General features: G+C 68.7%; 15 protein-coding genes. 5 read left to right on the plus strand and 10 right to left on the minus strand.

Translation table 11 applies throughout. The features are described 5' to 3' along the window. Nucleotides 1–64 precede the first annotated feature (64 nt). A complete protein-coding gene (locus K9U15_RS11620) occupies nucleotides 65–196 on the plus strand; it encodes a hypothetical protein (protein ID WP_269456917.1) in 132 nt (43 codons plus the stop codon). A gap of 64 nt (nucleotides 197–260) precedes the next feature. Here K9U15_RS11620 and K9U15_RS11625 read toward each other — a convergent pair whose 3' ends face one another. Continuing rightward, nucleotides 261–1244, minus strand: a complete 984-nt coding sequence (locus K9U15_RS11625; RefSeq protein WP_301156158.1) for an aromatic ring-hydroxylating dioxygenase subunit alpha — start codon at nucleotides 1242–1244, stop codon at nucleotides 261–263. A 333-nt stretch (nucleotides 1245–1577) separates the two neighbouring features. On the opposite strand from K9U15_RS11625, the gene K9U15_RS11630 reads away from it, so the two are divergent. Further along, nucleotides 1578–1742, plus strand: coding sequence for a hypothetical protein (locus K9U15_RS11630; protein WP_301156160.1), 165 nt, complete (start codon nucleotides 1578–1580; stop codon nucleotides 1740–1742). A gap of 303 nt (nucleotides 1743–2045) precedes the next feature. Continuing rightward, on the plus strand, nucleotides 2046–3098 hold the full coding sequence (locus K9U15_RS11635) for an ATP-binding protein (protein WP_231897399.1): 1053 nt from the start codon (nucleotides 2046–2048) through the stop codon (nucleotides 3096–3098). 42 nt (nucleotides 3099–3140) lie between these two features. Here the strand turns inward: K9U15_RS11635 and K9U15_RS11640 are convergent, their stop codons facing one another. The 4 genes from K9U15_RS11640 to K9U15_RS11655 form a co-directional block, all read right to left on the minus strand. Next, nucleotides 3141–3812: a pentapeptide repeat-containing protein gene (locus tag K9U15_RS11640; RefSeq protein WP_096228259.1), complete on the minus strand. Its 672-nt coding sequence runs from the start codon at nucleotides 3810–3812 to the stop codon at nucleotides 3141–3143. Between the two features lie 73 nt (nucleotides 3813–3885). Then, the gene (locus K9U15_RS11645) at nucleotides 3886–4512 is read right to left on the minus strand and encodes a 4Fe-4S dicluster domain-containing protein (RefSeq protein WP_096228258.1); all 627 of its coding nucleotides are present in this window, start codon (nucleotides 4510–4512) and stop codon (nucleotides 3886–3888) included. Next, nucleotides 4509–5369: a Sir2 silent information regulator family NAD-dependent deacetylase gene (locus K9U15_RS11650; protein WP_096228257.1), complete on the minus strand. Its 861-nt coding sequence runs from the start codon at nucleotides 5367–5369 to the stop codon at nucleotides 4509–4511. Before K9U15_RS11650 ends, K9U15_RS11645 begins: the two co-directional genes overlap by 4 nt. Next, nucleotides 5353–6309 carry a protein-ADP-ribose hydrolase gene (locus tag K9U15_RS11655; RefSeq protein WP_301156161.1) on the minus strand — a complete coding sequence of 319 codons (957 nt, stop codon included), beginning with the start codon at nucleotides 6307–6309 and terminating at the stop codon, nucleotides 5353–5355. The genes K9U15_RS11650 and K9U15_RS11655 overlap by 17 nt, the downstream gene beginning before the upstream one ends. 267 nt (nucleotides 6310–6576) lie before the next feature. On the opposite strand from K9U15_RS11655, the gene K9U15_RS11660 reads away from it, so the two are divergent. Next, nucleotides 6577–7437: a MerR family transcriptional regulator gene (locus tag K9U15_RS11660; RefSeq protein ID WP_096228255.1), complete on the plus strand. Its 861-nt coding sequence runs from the start codon at nucleotides 6577–6579 to the stop codon at nucleotides 7435–7437. Nucleotides 7438–7565: 128 nt separating this feature from the next. Here the strand turns inward: K9U15_RS11660 and acs are convergent, their stop codons facing one another. From acs to K9U15_RS11685, 5 genes are all read right to left on the minus strand, one after another. Continuing rightward, nucleotides 7566–9557, minus strand: coding sequence for an acetate--CoA ligase (gene acs / locus K9U15_RS11665; protein WP_301156162.1), 1992 nt, complete (start codon nucleotides 9555–9557; stop codon nucleotides 7566–7568). A 60-nt stretch (nucleotides 9558–9617) separates the two neighbouring features. Continuing rightward, on the minus strand, nucleotides 9618–10277 hold the full coding sequence (locus K9U15_RS11670) for a hypothetical protein (RefSeq protein WP_096228253.1): 660 nt from the start codon (nucleotides 10275–10277) through the stop codon (nucleotides 9618–9620). Between the two features lie 488 nt (nucleotides 10278–10765). Further along, a complete protein-coding gene (locus K9U15_RS11675) occupies nucleotides 10766–11329 on the minus strand; it encodes a DUF1062 domain-containing protein (RefSeq protein WP_096228252.1) in 564 nt (187 codons plus the stop codon). A 549-nt stretch (nucleotides 11330–11878) separates the two neighbouring features. Next, entirely contained in the window at nucleotides 11879–12595 is a 717-nt protein-coding gene (locus K9U15_RS11680; RefSeq protein WP_161959754.1) for an MBL fold metallo-hydrolase, read from the minus strand. A 219-nt stretch (nucleotides 12596–12814) separates the two neighbouring features. Beyond that, nucleotides 12815–13222, minus strand: a complete 408-nt coding sequence (locus K9U15_RS11685; protein WP_087190489.1) for an Rrf2 family transcriptional regulator — start codon at nucleotides 13220–13222, stop codon at nucleotides 12815–12817. A 178-nt stretch (nucleotides 13223–13400) separates the two neighbouring features. On the opposite strand from K9U15_RS11685, the gene sufC reads away from it, so the two are divergent. Beyond that, nucleotides 13401–14168: a Fe-S cluster assembly ATPase SufC gene (sufC, locus tag K9U15_RS11690; RefSeq protein ID WP_096228250.1), complete on the plus strand. Its 768-nt coding sequence runs from the start codon at nucleotides 13401–13403 to the stop codon at nucleotides 14166–14168. The last annotated feature ends 5 nt before the right edge of the window (nucleotides 14169–14173 follow it).

The following is a 14173-nucleotide window of genomic DNA, read 5'->3' on the forward strand; positions in this document are numbered from 1 at the left end:
CTGCGCGCCGAGGGAAAGGCGGTTGCCATGAGGATAGCGGGCATGGGGGGGGGTTCCGGAGCTGATGATAGTTTTGATGTACGTGCTGGTCATCGCATTGCTCGCCACCGTCGGGTACCTGGTGGTGAAGAAGGCGGTCAAGAAGGCCATCATCGAGGCCCACGACGAGATCGAGGCGCGCGGCAAGCAGGGGTGACGCCCGGGGCCACGAGTCATCGGGCTGCTAGTCGGCGATCCGCACAGACATCCCTCCTGAGGGGTTACCTCTTCCCTGCCTCCGCGGCCTTCTTGAGCTCGTCGCGGCGGGAGCGGAACTCGAGGACGGGCTTGTCGCCGCGCAGGAGGTTCTCGCCCATCTGAAGCTCGGTCTTCTTCGGGCGCTGGGTGAGCACCACGCGGCGATCTTGGTGCAGGATCACGCCGTTCGCCACGTTGCCGGCCGCGCACACGAGGCCGCGCAGCACCGGCGCCTTCACCATGCGCTGGTAGAGACGCAGGTAGATCTTCGTGTGCCCGTCATCAACGGGCGCGAACGCGGCCATGATGCGCAAGTCGTCCGAGATTCGGTTCTGCCAGAGGTTCGGCACGCGGTACTGCAGGCTGTTCAGCTCCTGCCAATCCTCGATCTCGTCCGCCGCCTGCGGCTCTTGGCCGTGGTCGGGCTCGTTCTTCACGTAGAACGTGAGCGTCTCGTCGTCCCACATCGTGACGGGGCCGTTCACGAGCGTCTTATGGCCGCGCCCGATGGTGTTCGGATGGACGAAAGGCAGGTGGATCACGTCGAGTTGGTTCTCGATGGCCCTCGAGTAATGCACGTCCCACACCTCGGAGCGCTCGGCGTAGGGGAAGCCGCCGCGGAACTCGTCGAACATCGGCAGGTCGTCCGGTGCGTCCTCGGGCTTGCCGTAGAACACCCAGATGAAGCCGAACGCATCCACCGCGAGCCACGGGCGCACGCGGAAGTTCTCGGGCACTTCGACCTCGAGGCCGTTCGCCGGTATGGCCACCACGCGCCCGTCGGCGGCATAGCGCAGGCCGTGGAACGGGCAGTGCACGTGCCCGCCTTCCACGCGCCCCTCCGCGAGATCCGCACCGCGGTGGCAGCACGTGCCGTCGAGGCAGGCCACGTTGCCCTCACCGTCGCGCCAGAACACTAGGCGCCGCCCGAAGCGCACGGCGCCCACGGGGCGGCCGCGCCTCACCTCGGAGGACGACAGGACGGCGTACCACTGGTTCGGGATCATGGGGACCTCGCTTCCTGCGGCGCGCAGCAGGCTGCCGCGGCTGCATCGGGATCGACGTCCCCATTGTCCCGCGCGGTCGCAGACGCAGGCAACCAACAGCTTTCACACCGCCGGTCAACACACCGGCAACGCGGCAGCGTTATCGAAAGCGGTGCGAGCGAGCTTTTACCAATCACCGGGCAATGGGAGCCGGTGCAGGCGACCGCGAGCGAGGTTGTTCTTTGGGGACGGTCACCGGGCAGGACGGTCGCGGGGCCGGGCGATCGCGTACGAGGGCATAAGGCAGAACGGAAAGATGGTATGATCGTCGCCACCGAGGGAAAGGCGGATGACATGAGAATACTGGGCATGGGGGTGCCGGAGCTGCTGATCTTGGTCGTCTACCCACTGATAATCGCACTGTTCGCAGCCATCGGATACCTGGTGGTGAAGAAGGCGGTCAAGAAGGCCATCATCGAGGCCCATGACGAGATCGAGGCGCGCGGCAAGCAGGGGTAGGGTTCACACGGCCTTTGCGATTGCGGCCGCGAGCACAGCCCGATGTGCCCCGACCCGTGCGCCGCCAGTAGACGACGGCCGCGCCGACACGCTGGGCGATGCCGGCAGCCTGCCGATGACGTTCGGCATGCCTTTTTGTCTATTGAGCAAATTTGCTCAATAGGAGGAAATCATGGCAGAGTTCCGTAGACCTGTGGTGTCCACACTCGTCTCGCGCATGAACGAGACCCGACGCTACATCCAAATGCTCTAGGCCCGCGCCAAACCGGAAAGTCCACCGCCATCAGGCAGGCGCTGGAGCAGGTGGATCTCCCACGCCACATTGCGCTTGCCAGCATCGACTCATCGAGCCGTGACTGGCTGCGTGCCCAGTGGGTGCAGGCTCGCAACCTGGTAACACCCGACTCGCCCAGCGCCTTGCTCGTTATCGACGAGGTGCAGCTGGTCGACCAATGGTCTGCCGCAGTCAAAGAGCTGTGGGACGAGGACGCTTGGAGCGGCATCGACCTGCGCGTCATGCTGTCCGGATCGTCTTCCCCGCTGATGCAAAAAGGGTTGACGGAAGGTTTGACCGGGCGTTTCGAAGTCATTCGCAGCACTCACTGGAGCTTCGCCGAGTGCCGGGAGGCGTTCGGATATACGCTCGACGAGTTCCTGCACTTCGGAGGTTATCCCGGAAGCGCCCCGCTCAGGCAGGACCAGCAGCGATGGCTTGCCTACATGAACGACTCGGTCATCGACCCGAGCATCGCGAAAGACGTCATCGCCCTCGACGCGGTACGCAAGCCGGCGCTCATGCGCAAGCTGTTCCAAATCGGCGCGCCCTATTCGGGGCAAGAGCTCTCGTACCGCAAGATACTCGGGCAGATGGACGATGCGGGCAACACCACGACCATCGCCCATTACCTCGACTTGCTGGGAAGCGCAGGGCTTTTGCGTGGCCTGCAAAAGTACGATCCGAAACTCATCAGAGAAAAGGCGAGCTCGCCGCGACTCATGGTGTACGACACGTCCCTCATGACCGCCACATACGGGCCCTATCGCGACTTCCTCCTCACCGACCCCGAACGCAAAGGACACCTGGTCGAGAGCGCTGTGGGTGCCTACCTGCTCGCGCAGGCCAACGAACGCCGCTTCGACGTGCACTGGTGGCGAGAAGGCACGAGCGAAGTCGATTTCGTCATCTCCCAAGCAGGCGAGAGCGTCGCCGTCGAGGTGAAGAGCGGCCGCGTTAAGTCGCTTAAGGGACTCGCGGCGTTCGTCAACCGCTTCCCCGAAGCCCGAACCCTCGTCGTGGGATCGGCGGAATGCCCGCTTGAGCGGTTCCTTTCGGGCGAGGTGCCGCTTTTCGGGTGATATCGACCGGCATCGCCGACCGACAGCCTCCGGACTGCGCCGTCAGTCGGCGATGACCACGCCGAGGCGCTGGGCGATGCCGGCGGCCTGGTAGAGGTCCATGCGGCAGCCCTTGAGCTCGCCCATGGCGTCGGAGAGCACGATATCGGCCAGCTGGCAGGTTGTGAAGTCGATGCCGGCGAGCGAGGTGCGGAAGAAGCTCGTTCCCGTGAAGCGCACGTCGTCGAAGGCGGTGCGCGCAAGTCGCGCCTCGGACAGGTCGGCGTGCGAGAAATCGTCAGCACGCGCGAGCACGTCGGTCAGCCTGGCCTTCGCGAGCGACGCGTAGGACAGCGTGGAGTCGCGCAGCTCGGTGCGGGCGAGCACGGCCTCGGTGAAGTTCGCTCCCGTGAACTTGCACGAGGAGAACGTGCAGCGCGTGAAGTTCGCCTCGGAGAAATCGCTGTTGGAGAAATCGCAGCCGGAGAACGCCACGTCGGCGAACGAGGCGCGGGAGAAGTCGCAGGCCGCGTACCGGCAGCCCTCGACGCGCGATTCGGACAGCTCGAGCAGCGAGAAGTCGGCGCGCACGGCTGCGTCGCCTGCGACGAGCACGTGCGCGACGAGCGGGTCGCCGTCCATCTCGCGCTCGATCCATGCGGCGAGCGCGTCCACCGCCGCCAGCTCGCCGGGCACGGCCGGGTTGGCGGGATGGGGTATCGGGGAGTTCTTCATGGGGCAGCCTCTTTCTGTCCCCATCATTCTACCTGAAAAGAAGAGCGAACCGGGAGCGCAGGAGGACGCCCCGCTACCGCGACGCGATGGCGTCCGACGGGCACACCTCGCGGCAGCGGCCGCAGTGGAGGCACGCCTGCTGCTCGATGAGGGCGCGGCCGTCGGGCCGCGGCGCGATGCAGCCCTGTGGACAAGCCGCGAAGCAGGCGCCGCAGCCGGTGCAGGCGTCCGAGACCGCGAAACCCTCGCGCGCGACGGGGCCGCCGCCCAGTGCGAACGGTGCGCGGAAAAGGGGGCGGCGGCCCAGGTCGAAGAACTCTCCCTGGCCCCGCTCCAGGTAGAACGCCTCCAGCACGTAGCGCGAATCGCCGGGGTAGAGCTCTTCCATGGAGGGGTTGAGCTCGAACACGCGGTCGACGAGCCGGCGCTGCTCGGCCGGATCGTCGGGATGCTCCACCGGACCGCGAAGCCGGCACGTGCGGTAGCCGGGCGACTGTCCTACGATCGCCGCATAGCGCGTGCGCATGACCTGTCCGTAGAACGCCTTGCCGCGCGCGGCCACGAAATAAAGCCGGCCGCCCTCCACCATCATGACGTCGATGACGCGCACGGCGGGCAGGCCGTCCTCGTCGACGGTGGCGAAGGCCACGTCGCGCACCTCGCGTAGGTACCGAAGGCAGAAATCTGCGTCGACCGTCATAGCTTCCCCCTCTCCGCCGCGCTCGCGATCCGCGGCCACAGCTCGGCGATGTCGCCCTGCAGGCCCACGCCCGGCACGCCCTCGGGCAGGTGCGCGTCATCGTAGTTCAAGCGCACGAGCGGGGCTCCCGTCGCGCGGGCCAGCGCCTCGAACGGGAAGCGGACGATGCCCGGCGTGTTCCATCCCACGCCCAGCTCCAGCAGCACGGCGGGCTCGCGCACCATGCCCTCGACGAAGCGGCGGTAGCGCTCCTGCGCGGCGCGCCAAGCCGTGTCTTCCACGAAATGGCCGTCCACGCGCAGGTGCACGGCCATCGGGCCGCCGCACACGGGGCAGGCCGGCACGAGGTCGGACGGCACGAGGCAGTCCTCGGTGCGCGCGAGCATCTGGGCCACGAGCTCGCGGTTCGGGTAGAGCGCATCGTGGCAGCCGCGGGCGCACTGCAAGAGGCCGTAGTCGCCTTGCGTGGCGAACAGGCGCTCGGGCGGGAAGCCCGCCTTCTCGAACTGGGCGTCCACGTTCGTGGTGATGACGAAGCTGTCGCGCTCCCGGGCGAACGCGCGCAGCGCGCGGTACAGCGGCAGCGCCCCCGGCTCGTGGCGGTTGACCCACACGTGGCGCGCCCAGTAGCCCCAGCGCGCCTCCTCGGACGGGAACGGGTAGAAGCCCGCCGCGTACATGTCGGTCATGCCGTACTTCTCGATGAAGGGGGCGAAGTTCCGCACGAAGCGCTCGCCGCCGTAGGAGAGCCCCGCCGCCGCAGACAGGCCGGCGCCGGCGCCGATGAGCACGCGGCGCGCGCCTTGGAGCAGCTCGGCGGCGCGCGCCGCGTCCCCGCCGCTAGCCGAGCAGGTCATGGTAGATCGCCTCGTCCTCGTCGCCGAACACGTTGAACACCACCTTGAGGCCGCTGGGCGCACCGGGCGCCTCCGGGGAGCTGCCTGGGCCGGAAGCGTTCGCCGAACCTGCCGCTCCCGAGCCGCTTGCAGCGCCCCGAGCCGCCCCGCCGTCGGCGCCGCGAGTGCCGCCGACGGCATCCGCGCCCTCCCCGGCATGTCGGTCGAGCCAAGAGCGCACCGTGCCCACGGCTATCTCGGCAGCCTCCCTTTGCGGGAAGCCGAACGTGCCGGTGGACACGCAGCAGAAGGCGACCGTGCGGCACCCGCACGCCGCGGCGGCTTCGAGGCAGCTCTCGTAGCACGAGGCCAGCTCGCGCCGGTGCCGTTCGGTGGGCGCGCCGTCGGCGATGGGGCCCACCGTGTGCAGCACCCAGCGGGCGGGCAGGTTGTACGCGTCCGTGACCTGCACGCGGCCGGTGGGCTCCGCATGCCCGTGCCGCTCCATGAGCGCGGCGCACGCCATGCGCAGCTGCACGCCGGCGAACGCGTGGATGGCGTTGTCGATGCAGTGGTGTCCCGGCAGCCAGCAGCCCAGGAGCGCGCTGTTCGCCGCGTTCACGATGGCGTCCGCCTCGAGCGTGGTTATGTCGCCGCGCCACACGGAAAGCCGCGCGTCGACCGGCGTCGGCGGCAGCTCGGCGACGCGCGCGATGCCCGCCTGCGCAATGAGGCCGCGCAGCAGCCGGTCCTGCACCGCCAGGAACCGCTCGTCCGCCGGGCGCGGCTCGCGCGTGTTGACGAGCGCCCGGAACTCGGCGAACGCCTCGTCGAAGGGCCGGCCCTCGGCAGGTGCCTGCACGAGGCCCCGCTCTTCCCGGAGGTACCGCACCAGGTACGCCACGTCCTCGTCCCGCCCGCGCGCGCCGCCCGCCGCGCACGACACGTTAGCTTGCACCATAAGAGCCCCTTTCGCCTGGCCCGAGTATGCGCCTTTCCGATCCGCTCCGCAATGCCCGCGTTCCTGCCGGCCCGGCAGACGGGACGCTGCCGGGCACTGGCGGGAGGATCGGCTACGCTCCCCTGACCATCAGGCGCGACGCCGCCGCCGCATGGTAGAATCCCCGAAATGGCAAGCCCGGGCGCGCCCCCGAGCCGCCCGGACGAGCCGCCCGGCCGGAGCCGCTGCGAAGCGATCTCCGACGACCGGCGGCATAAGGAGGTCGCCATGCAGCATCCCCTGCTCCTCTCCACCGGCGAGTTCGCCCAGATGTGCAACGTCAGCCGGGAGCTTCTGGTGCACTACGACAAGATCGGCCTGCTCAAGCCCAAGGAGGTGCGGGGCAACGGCTACCGCTACTACTCGCTCAAGCAGCTGTACCTGTTCGACGTCGTGCGCTTCTTCATGGACGCGGGCATGTCCACCAAGGAGATCAAGGAGTACCTGGACAACCGCACGACCCAACTGTTCCTGGACAGCATCCAGACGAGCATCGACCGCATGGGGCAGCAGCGCGACATCCTGGACGCCCGCATCGGCATGATGGAGAAGATGCGCTACCTCACCCAGCGGGCCGTGACGTTCCCCAAAGAGCAGCCGCGGCTGTCGTACTGGGACGAGACGTGGTTCCTCACGACCGAGGTGCGCCGCGAGCGCTCGCAGCAGGCCTACGCACAGGCCGTGAGCGAGCATTCGGACTTCTGCCGCAACAGGGCGGGCGTGGCCACGTTCCCCTTGGGGCGCGTCATCGACATCCCCGATCTGGACGACCCCTCCGAGTTCTACTACACCAAGCTCGTCACCTGGATATCGCCGCCCCGCGACGCCGCGTGCCTCGGGGACCGCGTAGAATGCAAGCCGAAGGGCAACTACGCGGTCGTGCTGCACCAGGGCGGCACGAGCACGGTGGAGCGCTCGTACGAGAAGCTGCTGGCCTACGTGGAGCGCGAGGGCTTCCTGATGCGGGGGCCGCTGTACGAGCTGGACATGAACTCGTACCTGATGTCGGACTCGGCCGACGACTACCTTCTGCACATCTCGGTGCTCGTGGACGTGGAGGACGCCGCCGAAAGGGGCGGTGGGGCGTAGGGGGCGCCGGGTTCCGGGGATGCCGCAGCCGTCCGCGTACGCACGCGACAGGCCGGCCGAGAAGAGGAGCACGCCCGGCTGGCATGAGGAGGGGCCCGCGCGCGGGCCCCTCTCCTTCGTGGAAACCGTTAGGCGCTCAGGCGCTTCGTCTCCTCTATCAGGTCGTACACCACCGAGGGCTCGGACAGCGTGGAGATGTCGCACAGGTCCTCGGTCTCCTGCGCGGCTATCTTGCGCAGGATGCGGCGCATGATCTTGCCGCTGCGGGTCTTCGGCAGCGCGGCCGTGAAGTGGATGTGGTCGGGCGTGGCGATGGGCCCGATGCTCTCGCGCACGTGGCGCACCAGCTGGGAGCGCAAATCATCGTTGATGACCGTGCCCTCCTTCACCGTGACGTAGGCGTAGATGCCCTCGCCCTTCACGGGGTGCGGGCAGCCCACGACCGCCGCCTCGGCCACCTGCAGGTACGACACGAGCGCGCTCTCCACCTCGGCCGTGCCGATGCGGTGGCCCGACACGTTGATGACGTCGTCGATGCGGCCGGTGATCCAGAGGTAGCCGTCCTCGTCGCGGTAGGCGCCGTCACCGGTGAGGTAGCGGCCCGGCTGGGGGAAGTACACGTCCTTGAACGCGGTCTCGTTCTGGAACACGCCCAGCATCATGCCCGGCCAGGATCGCGTGAGCACGAGGCTTCCGGGCTCGTTCGGCGCGGCCTCGCTCCCGTCGGGGCGCACGACGCGCGGGGCCACGCCGAAGAACGGCAGGGCCGCCGACCCCGGCTTCATGTCCACCGCACCCGGCAGCGACGTGATCATGACGCCGCCCGTCTCCGTCTGCCACCACGTGTCGGCGATAGGGCAGCGGCCCCGCCCGACGGCGGAGTAGTACCACAGCCACGCCTTCGACGTGATGGGCTCGCCCACCGACCCCAGAAGGCGCAGGCTGCTGATGTCATGGCCGTTCACCCACCGCTCGCCATCTTTCATCATGGAGCGGATGGCCGTGGGGGCCGTGTAGAGGATGTTCACGCCGAACTTCTCCACGACCTCCCAGAAGCGGTCGGGCTTCGGGTAGCTGGGCACGCCCTCGAACATGAGCGACGTGGCGCCGTTGGCGAGCGGCCCGTACACGAGGTACGAGTGCCCCGTGATCCACCCCGCGTCGGCCGTGCACCAGTAGATGTCCGTCTCCTTCAGGTCGAACACGTACTTCATGGTGAGCGAGGCGTACAGCAGGTAGCCGCCGGTGCCGTGGACGATGCCCTTCGGCTTGGCCGTGCTGCCGCTGGTGTAGAGCACGAACAGCGGCTCGTTCGCCTCCATGCGCGCAGGCTCGCAGGAGGGGGCGGCGCCGGCCAGGAGGTCGTCCCACCACAGGTCGCGCTCGGCGGCCATCTCGGTGCGCTTCTCGATGCGGCGCACGACGATGCAGCTCTTCACCTGGGGACACTGGTCGAGCGCCTTGTCGCAGAGGTCCTTGAGGTGCAGGATCTTGCCCGAACGGTAGCCGTAGTTGGCCGTGACCACCACGCGGGCGCCCGAGTCGAGGATGCGGTCGCGCAGCGCATCGGCGGACAGGCCGCTGAACACGACGCAGTGCACGGCGCCGATGCGGGCGCACGCCAGCATGGCGATGGCCAGCTGGGGGATCATGGGAAGGTAGAGCACCACGCGGTCGCCCTTCTTCACGCCCAGGTCCTTGAGGACGTTGGCGGCCTTGCACACCTCGCGGTGCAGGCGCTGGTAGGTGTACACCTCGACCTCTTCGGAAGGCTCGCCCTGCCAGATGAGGGCCGCCTTGTTGCGGCGCGGGCCCTCCAGGTGCCGGTCGAGGCAGTTGGCGGACGCGTTGAGCTCGGCGCCGCGGAAGTAGCGGACGAAGGGGCGGGCCGACTCGAAGTCGTACTCCTCCACCGCGTCCCATGGACGGTACCAGTCCAGCGTCTCACGGGCCATCTGGCCCCAGAACGCCTCGGGCTCGTCGATCGAGCGGCGGTACAGCTCGTCGTAGTCCTGGCGGCTCTTCACGAGGGCCTTGTAGCTGAACTCGGGGGACGGCTCGATCGTGCTCTCGTCTTTGAGCATCTGCCTGATGAAGGCGGCGCGGGTGTTATGCTCCATGATAGGGTCCCTTCTACTCGTCTTGGGGGGCGGAAAGCGCGGAATCGTCGCGGGCGCGGCCTAGGCGACGTTGTCCTCGCGAGCGAGGTCGACGTACACCACGTTGTGGGCGACGACGGGCTGGTACATGGCCTTCAGGTGCAGGGGGCCGGGACTGCAGGCGCGCAGGTTCCGGCCCAGGTCCGGGCGGGTGTGGACAAGATGCGCGAACGTGTCCTCGAGCAGCACGGTCTCGTGCAGGCCCTGGCACTCGTGCAGGGCGAGGCAGAGCGCGTCCACCGTGCCCTCGTCGCAGCGGGCGCACCAGTCGAAGTCGGCGATGTCCATGAGCACGACGGCGAAGGCGATGAGCTCCTTGTCGCGCAGGCACGGCACGAGGCGCTCGAGGTCGGTGCGGGCGAGCGGGCGGCCGTCCATGAGCTCGTCGAGGCGCAGCAGCGCGTTTCTCCGCAGGTAGGCGGGCGCATCGCTGGCGGCAAGGGTAACGAGCGGAACCGGGTCGGCAAGCCGGGACACGGCCGCGATCTTGGCGGCGCGGCTGGCGTTCGCGTCGAAGATGCGGGCCAGCGGGTCGAGCCTGCGGGAGCCGGACGGGGCCGGACGGCGCGCCTCGGCGTGCGCGGTCTGGACCAACAGGGCGCTCAAAGCGGCGCGGGGACGGTTGGAGACGGTACTCGTTGCGGGCTTCGTCGTATCGGTTGCTTTCTTCTTCGCGTTCATGGCGTGCCTCCTTCGCGGTCAGCTCATGTCTTGTTCCTCTATCTTCGTTGGGGGTCTCGTCGTCGATCGGTCTGGACGGGTTCTGCAGAGGACGGCCGGTGCTCGGGGATCGCAGGGTGCTCCGGCACCGGCCGCCGTGGGCCCATCATGGGGGTTGCAACGATTACAAGGTCAAGGAACCCCGGGCGCGCCGCCCTTCGGCCGGTTCGATTTCGGCCGCGAGCGGATTTTCGAAGGGGGAATCGTTGCCGGCGCAACGCGGCAGGCGCACGCTTGGAACGCGGCTACGCAGGATGCAATGCGGGACGGGGCGCGGCATGGAGGGCAGAGGATAAAGGTACGCGATGACGCGAGGCGCCTCGGCGCACGGCGCCCCCGCCGCCGAGGCTTCCGATAGAGGCAGGCGGCTGTCGTGGGAGGGAGAAAAAATGGGAGGGGGGGGGCAAGTGCTTCCCCTCCCCCTCCCGCCGTAGCCCTGCGGCGGCCCGTCAGCTCCGCCGTGGGCGCAGGATGATTGCTTGGTGCGGGCGGAGCTTCGCGGCGAGGACGTCGGCTCCGTCGTCGGCGCTCACGTCGCCCGCCTCCACGAGGCGCGCGAGACCGCTGCGCGAAACGCCCAGCTTGGCCCGCAGCACCTCGGCCAGGCGCAGGCCCGCAAGGCCTCCGCCGTCGATCTCGACCCGGCAGTCCTCGCGGCCGTCGGGCAGGTCGCCCTCGACGGCGAAGGCGACCTTGCCCCGGCGCGCGCCGTTGCGCCTGAGCAGGCCGACGTCGAGCGCGCACCGCAGCGCCGTCGCAGGATCGTTGCCCGTGAACCGCCCGAGCTCCTCCCGGTCGATGCCTCCCGGGCGCATGCGGCTTATCACGGCGCTGTTCCACACGTTCCCGCACGTGGCGCATCGGTAGACGAGCCACACGTCTAACCGCTTCTTCTGGGCATTCACACGGAACATGCCCGTGGACGTGAACTTCGCGTCAGCACCGCAGGTTCCACAAGGGCGCAGCGCGACCGGCGCGCCGGTCGCCTCCACGCGCCATACAATCGTGTTCATGATGGTTGCCGCCTTCCTTCGCAATTCGAATATGCTCGATTCGGAAGGCAGGCACAGGCGGCACCACGCCGTTATTCAGCTTTTTCATAGGGAAAGCCTCTCTGATCGTCCGGTTCAGCCGGTGGGCCCGTCCGCGATGCGGCCGTGTGCTTGCGCGCCGGCCCAGGGAAGCAGGCACCGTCCGCCGGAAGCGCCGCAGGAGGCGGTGCACCGGACGGGCGATCATAGCTCGCAAGGAACCGACCGCATGCCGCTTGTCGGCCGGGCGGACGGACGGATGTCGCCCATCGCAAGACGGCCGCACGTTGCGCGGCAGCGGATGGGACGGATGTATCGCGTGGTTTACCGGTTGGGAGGAACAGTCATGGAAGAGACCTCGTCGATCGGGTTTGCGGGCCGTGCGGCCCGGCTCGCCATCATACCGGGCGCCCCGCCGCGCGTCAACCGCGAAGAGCGCCCGCCGCACCCGATACGCCGAGCGCGGGGCACTGCGGCGGAGCGACGCGGTACAGGCAAATGGCCCGCGACGGCGGGCGCGCGCCTCGAGGGTCAGGCGCGCCCGCTGCGGCCCGAACGCTCGAGCGCCTCGAGGCTCCGCTCGAGCAGCGCGCGGCCAACGGGGCCGCCGTGGGCACACAGGAACGTTTCCGCGCCGGTGCCGAGCAGGGTGTGCCATGCGTCCCCCACGCGCTCCGGCCGGTCGGCGAACGGCGGGAAGACGGACCTCCCGCGGTGGATGAGCGCGTCGCCCACGAGGGCCGCCTCTCCATCGACCACGAAGCTCGCAGAGCACTCCGTGTGGCCGGGCGTTGCTACCACCTTAAGGCAAGGTCCGAAGGCGCCCTCGTCGAGCGGCAGGGGGCGCACGTCGGGAACCGGCTCGAACGCCTCGCAGACATGCAGGCGGCGCTGCACCGCCATCACGGCCGCGCCGAGCGGCGTGGCACCGGCGGGCAGGACGCAGCGGCCGGCCCGCACCTGGTCGGCCTCGCCCTCCGGGGCGAAGACGGGGCAGCCGAACCGCCGGCTCCAGGCAGCCGCGTTGCCGGCGTGGTCGCCGTGGGCATGCGTGAGCAGGATGGCGTCGAACGCGTTGAAGCCGAGCCTTTCGAGCTGCGCCTCGATCGCCGCGCGCTCGCCGGGCACGGCCGTGTCCACCAGGAAGCGCCGGCCGTCGCCCGCCTCCACCGCATAGCAGGCGCTGCGCACGACGCCGACGCGCACGATGCGGGAGCCCTGGGATGTCTGCCATGCGAGGTTTTTCATGCCATGCAGTATAGCAGCCGCCCCGCACCGCGCAGCCGACGAAGCGCGGGTGGAGGCGGTGCGTACCCGGGTCGTTGCCGTTCTAGCGGCCGGGCGCGCCGACCGCATAGCGTGCCGACAGCCTTGCAGGCGCCACCGAACCTGCGCCGCGCTGAAGAGCGTCCGCGGACATCGGCATCTTCCGGACTACGGCCCGGGCGGCGTTGCCTTCGCGCGGAGTCACGCGCCGGCCAGGTCGGCGAGCGTGACCCCGTCGACATAGCGCTCGATAACGTCGTCGAGTCCGGCCCAGAAGCGCACGGTGGTGCACTCCCCCGCGCGCGGGCAGGCCATGCCCTCCTCCAAGTCGAGGCACGCCACGGGCGCCGTGGTCCCCTCGACGGCTCGCAGCACGTCGCCTGCACGCACGGACGCCGCCTCCCGGGCCAGCGCGTAGCCGCCGCCTTTTCCTCGGACGCTGCGCAGCAGGCCCGCCTGCACGAGCGGCCTCGCCAGCTGCTCGAGGTACTTGAGCGAGATGTCCTCGCGCTCCGACACCTCGCGCAGGGCCACCTTGCCCTCCACGCCCGCCTGCGCCACGCACACCATGAGCCGCAGCGCATAGCGTCCCTTCGTCGACACGAGCATCTTTCGTCCTTTCCCATCCCGCAACCACGTCCAGCCTACCCCAAACGCGTCCTGCGCCCCTGGCCATCCAATCGCTTTTGTAAATTCTAGCAAACAAGTAGGATTAAGTCTTGACAATTTCCCGCTTGCCCTTATCTTAATCCTAGCAAACTTATATGATTAAAGAAAGGCACGGCACATGACGACCACGACGCGCGATACGCTCCTCTCCGTCCGCGGGCTTTCCGCCTCGGCCGACGAAACCCCCATCCTGCACGGCATCGACCTCGACGTGGGCGCAGGCGAGACCCATGTCATCATGGGCCCGAACGGCGCGGGCAAGTCCACGCTCGGTCACGTCGTCATGGGCGACAACGCCTACACGGTGGACGGCGGCACGGTCGAGTTCGACGGCCAGGACATCACCGACCTCTCCCCCGACAAGCGCTCGCGCGCGGGGCTGTTCCTCAGCTTCCAGGCGCCCGTCGAGATCCCCGGCGTGCCGCTGTCCAGCTTCCTGCGCGCCACGATGGCGGGCCGCGAGGGCGCCGGCGACCTCAAGGGCAAGCAGTTCCGCAAGCACGTGCGCGCGCTGGCCGACGAGCTGGACATGGACCCGGCCTACCTCGACCGCGAGTTGGGCGTGGGCTTTTCGGGCGGCGAGAAGAAGAAGCTCGAGATGCTGCAATTGCTGCTGCTCGCTCCCAAGCTGGCCATCCTCGACGAGACGGACTCGGGCCTCGACGTGGACGCGCTCGGCGTGGTGTCCCGCGGCATCGACGCGTACCGCCGCTCGACCGGCGGCGCGCTCGTGGTGATCACCCACAACACGCGCATCCTCGAGCACCTCGACGTCGACCGCGTGCACGTCATGGTGCGCGGCCGCATGGCTGCCGAGGGCGACGCGTCGCTCATCGACGCCATCGACGAGCAGGGCTTCGAGCAATTCGAGCAGATCGAGCGCTAGGAGGC

The sequence above is a fragment of the Gordonibacter sp. RACS_AR68 genome (assembly GCF_030418485.1).
In the GTDB taxonomy this organism is placed as follows: domain Bacteria; phylum Actinomycetota; class Coriobacteriia; order Coriobacteriales; family Eggerthellaceae; genus Gordonibacter; species Gordonibacter urolithinfaciens.

Excerpts from the sequence above, each read along its gene's own strand:
- K9U15_RS11620 (WP_269456917.1), top strand. The coding sequence starts at position 65 with ATGATAGTTTTGATGTACGTGCTGGTCATCGCATTGCTCGCCACCGTC.
- K9U15_RS11625 (WP_301156158.1), bottom strand. The coding sequence starts at position 1,244 with ATGATCCCGAACCAGTGGTACGCCGTCCTGTCGTCCTCCGAGGTGAGG.
- K9U15_RS11630 (WP_301156160.1), top strand. The coding sequence starts at position 1,578 with ATGAGAATACTGGGCATGGGGGTGCCGGAGCTGCTGATCTTGGTCGTC.
- K9U15_RS11640 (WP_096228259.1), bottom strand. The coding sequence starts at position 3,812 with ATGAAGAACTCCCCGATACCCCATCCCGCCAACCCGGCCGTGCCCGGC.
- K9U15_RS11645 (WP_096228258.1), bottom strand. The coding sequence starts at position 4,512 with ATGACGGTCGACGCAGATTTCTGCCTTCGGTACCTACGCGAGGTGCGC.
- K9U15_RS11650 (WP_096228257.1), bottom strand. The coding sequence starts at position 5,369 with ATGACCTGCTCGGCTAGCGGCGGGGACGCGGCGCGCGCCGCCGAGCTG.
- K9U15_RS11655 (WP_301156161.1), bottom strand. The coding sequence starts at position 6,309 with ATGGTGCAAGCTAACGTGTCGTGCGCGGCGGGCGGCGCGCGCGGGCGG.
- K9U15_RS11660 (WP_096228255.1), top strand. The coding sequence starts at position 6,577 with ATGCAGCATCCCCTGCTCCTCTCCACCGGCGAGTTCGCCCAGATGTGC.
- acs (WP_301156162.1), bottom strand. The coding sequence starts at position 9,557 with ATGGAGCATAACACCCGCGCCGCCTTCATCAGGCAGATGCTCAAAGAC.
- K9U15_RS11670 (WP_096228253.1), bottom strand. The coding sequence starts at position 10,277 with ATGAACGCGAAGAAGAAAGCAACCGATACGACGAAGCCCGCAACGAGT.
- K9U15_RS11675 (WP_096228252.1), bottom strand. The coding sequence starts at position 11,329 with ATGAACACGATTGTATGGCGCGTGGAGGCGACCGGCGCGCCGGTCGCG.
- K9U15_RS11680 (WP_161959754.1), bottom strand. The coding sequence starts at position 12,595 with ATGAAAAACCTCGCATGGCAGACATCCCAGGGCTCCCGCATCGTGCGC.
- K9U15_RS11685 (WP_087190489.1), bottom strand. The coding sequence starts at position 13,222 with ATGCTCGTGTCGACGAAGGGACGCTATGCGCTGCGGCTCATGGTGTGC.
- sufC (WP_096228250.1), top strand. The coding sequence starts at position 13,401 with ATGACGACCACGACGCGCGATACGCTCCTCTCCGTCCGCGGGCTTTCC.